General features: G+C 35.2%; 3 protein-coding genes. 1 reads left to right on the forward strand and 2 read right to left on the reverse strand.

Annotated elements, in window-relative coordinates; all coding sequences use genetic code 11:
• Positions 1 to 158 precede the first annotated feature (158 nt).
• Positions 159 to 1,142, forward strand: coding sequence for a RepB family plasmid replication initiator protein (locus tag FTV41_RS14385; RefSeq protein WP_151710986.1), 984 nt, complete (start codon positions 159 to 161; stop codon positions 1,140 to 1,142).
• Between the two features lie 13 nt (positions 1,143 to 1,155).
• Here the strand turns inward: FTV41_RS14385 and FTV41_RS14390 are convergent, their stop codons facing one another.
• Together FTV41_RS14390 and FTV41_RS14395 are read right to left on the reverse strand one after the other, a co-directional pair.
• A complete protein-coding gene (locus FTV41_RS14390) occupies positions 1,156 to 1,692 on the reverse strand; it encodes a hypothetical protein (protein ID WP_253135668.1) in 537 nt (178 codons plus the stop codon).
• Positions 1,692 to 1,982, reverse strand: a complete 291-nt coding sequence (locus tag FTV41_RS14395; protein WP_179996732.1) for a mobilization protein — start codon at positions 1,980 to 1,982, stop codon at positions 1,692 to 1,694. The genes FTV41_RS14390 and FTV41_RS14395 overlap by 1 nt, the downstream gene beginning before the upstream one ends.
• Positions 1,983 to 2,118: the final 136 nt, after the last annotated feature.

The following is a 2,118-nucleotide window of genomic DNA, read 5'->3' on the forward strand; positions in this document are numbered from 1 at the left end:
GCTGTGCGTGGCTTTGCAAGGTTTAACTATGAGGGATTGACGCATAACTATGAGGGATTGACGCATAACTATGAGGGATTGACGCATAACTATGAGGGATTGACGCATAACTATGAGGCGATATATTATTCTCATAATTAATAATAAGGAATACAAAAATGAGTAAGCTCTTAGTAGTCAAAGCAAATAATATTATTGAAGCTAGTTATCAACTGTCTTTGAATGAACAGCGCTTAATTTTGGCGGCTATAGCCTGTATACCCAAAGGCGAAGAAGTGACAGATAACACAGGTTATTGCGTCACAAGGGAATCATTTATTGAGTTAGGTGTTAACCCAAAAACAGCAAGCAGAGAAATTAGAGAAGCATGTGATCGACTTTTTAATAGAGTTATTACAATAACAACTGAAGCAGGGACATTTAAAACTCGATGGGTTCAAGACATCATGAAATACAATAGTGATTGGGCTTTGGCTAATCCTGAATTTATCCAAGAGGTGACAGGGAGCGATCCTTATGCAGAAGATTATATTTTGGCGGCAATAAGGTTTAGTAAGTCTGTATTACCCTTTATTAGTAACTTATCATCTAACTTCACACAATATTTTCTTCAAGACATAGCAGGAGTAAGTAGTGGGTATAGCGTTCGATTTTATGAATTAATGATGCAATTCAAGAGTACAGGTTATCGAAAAATAAGGCTTGATGACTTGCGCAATATGCTTGATCTGAATAATAAGTATCCATTAACGGCAGACTTAAAAAGATGGGTAATAGATACCGCAATTGATGAACTTAATGAAAAATCTCCCATTACAATCAAATATAAACTGTTAAAAACAGGGCGTAAGTTCACACACATAGAATTAAAATTTAAGCAAAAATTGTCACCTAAAAAAATAGAATCTCAGCGAGATCAAAAAACTATAGATATGTTCAGCAACTTATCTGACAGTCAAATTAAGACCTACAGTTCAGTATTATCTAAGGTTCATAGCATCTCTGACTTAGCCGACAATAAAGATTACCCAGCCTTTTCAATATGGATTGCCAATATTTTACGTGACCCTACATCCGTCCGAGAGGAAACCGCAAAGCGGATTTTTAAAGCATTGCGGACTGAAACAGACTTCAAAGACTAAGATTTTATATACATTACGTCATAGGGAATGCTGAGTACAGTTTACGGCAAGTCGGATATTTAGCTTGAATTTTATGTAAATAATATGCCTGATCTTTTTCAAGAAAGCCGTTCAATAAACCACTCTTATCAGTATAGAAACAACGTCCTTTTGCTCTATCCCATGCTAAAAAAGGAGTGGATGGCTTACTTATTGATATAACATCATTATTACAGTGAAGTAGTGCCAGTGAACTTACCTGATAATTTCTTGCTTGGTTACCATCTGGCGGATATGCTAAACCAATTATCAAATTTCCTTTTTTTATATTCTTAATTTTAAAATCGCCATTCCATTCATTTGGGCTAGAATATCTAAACCAAGCTATTAATGGGCGAAAAATAAAATTATGGTTAGAAAATTGAAATTTAGTCTGATTTTTATCTGATTCAAATGATTGAACCCTTGCTATAAATACCTCATTTGGTGAGTGTGGCATACATGCACTAAGATTTTGCGAACCCATGATTGTCGCTAAAATTCCACCCCATAAAATTAGTGTTTTTTGCATTATTTAGATATCTCAATATTTGGTAAGTCAAAAAGCTGTCTATCCCGATCTTCTGTTAAATACTCGTTGAGTTCAGCGAGTATTGTTTCTTTGTTGGCTTCATTACTTTGCATCTTTTTAATTAAATAAGAACCAAGCAAAATTTTACGTCTAGTATCATCCTTTCTTTCCTGCTCTTTTTGCTTTGACCTTTCTCTAGCTTCGATAGCTTGTTTTCGAGCCTTTAACTGTTTCAGCTTCTCTAATTGGGCTTCGATTTTCTTTTCAAGAGTTTCAGCAGCTTTTGTCATGATTCAGATTTCGGGATATAGAAAACCACTCAAGCATAAGGCCCTATGAATTGAAATTCAAGCGGGCTATATGCTATCGTGTTTTTCATGAAATGCGCACTTACGACTTGGATTTCATCCAAGTCAAAGTCGGGCA

The sequence above is a fragment of the Acinetobacter sp. YH16051 genome, assembly GCF_013417135.1.
Lineage (GTDB): Bacteria > Pseudomonadota > Gammaproteobacteria > Pseudomonadales > Moraxellaceae > Acinetobacter > Acinetobacter towneri.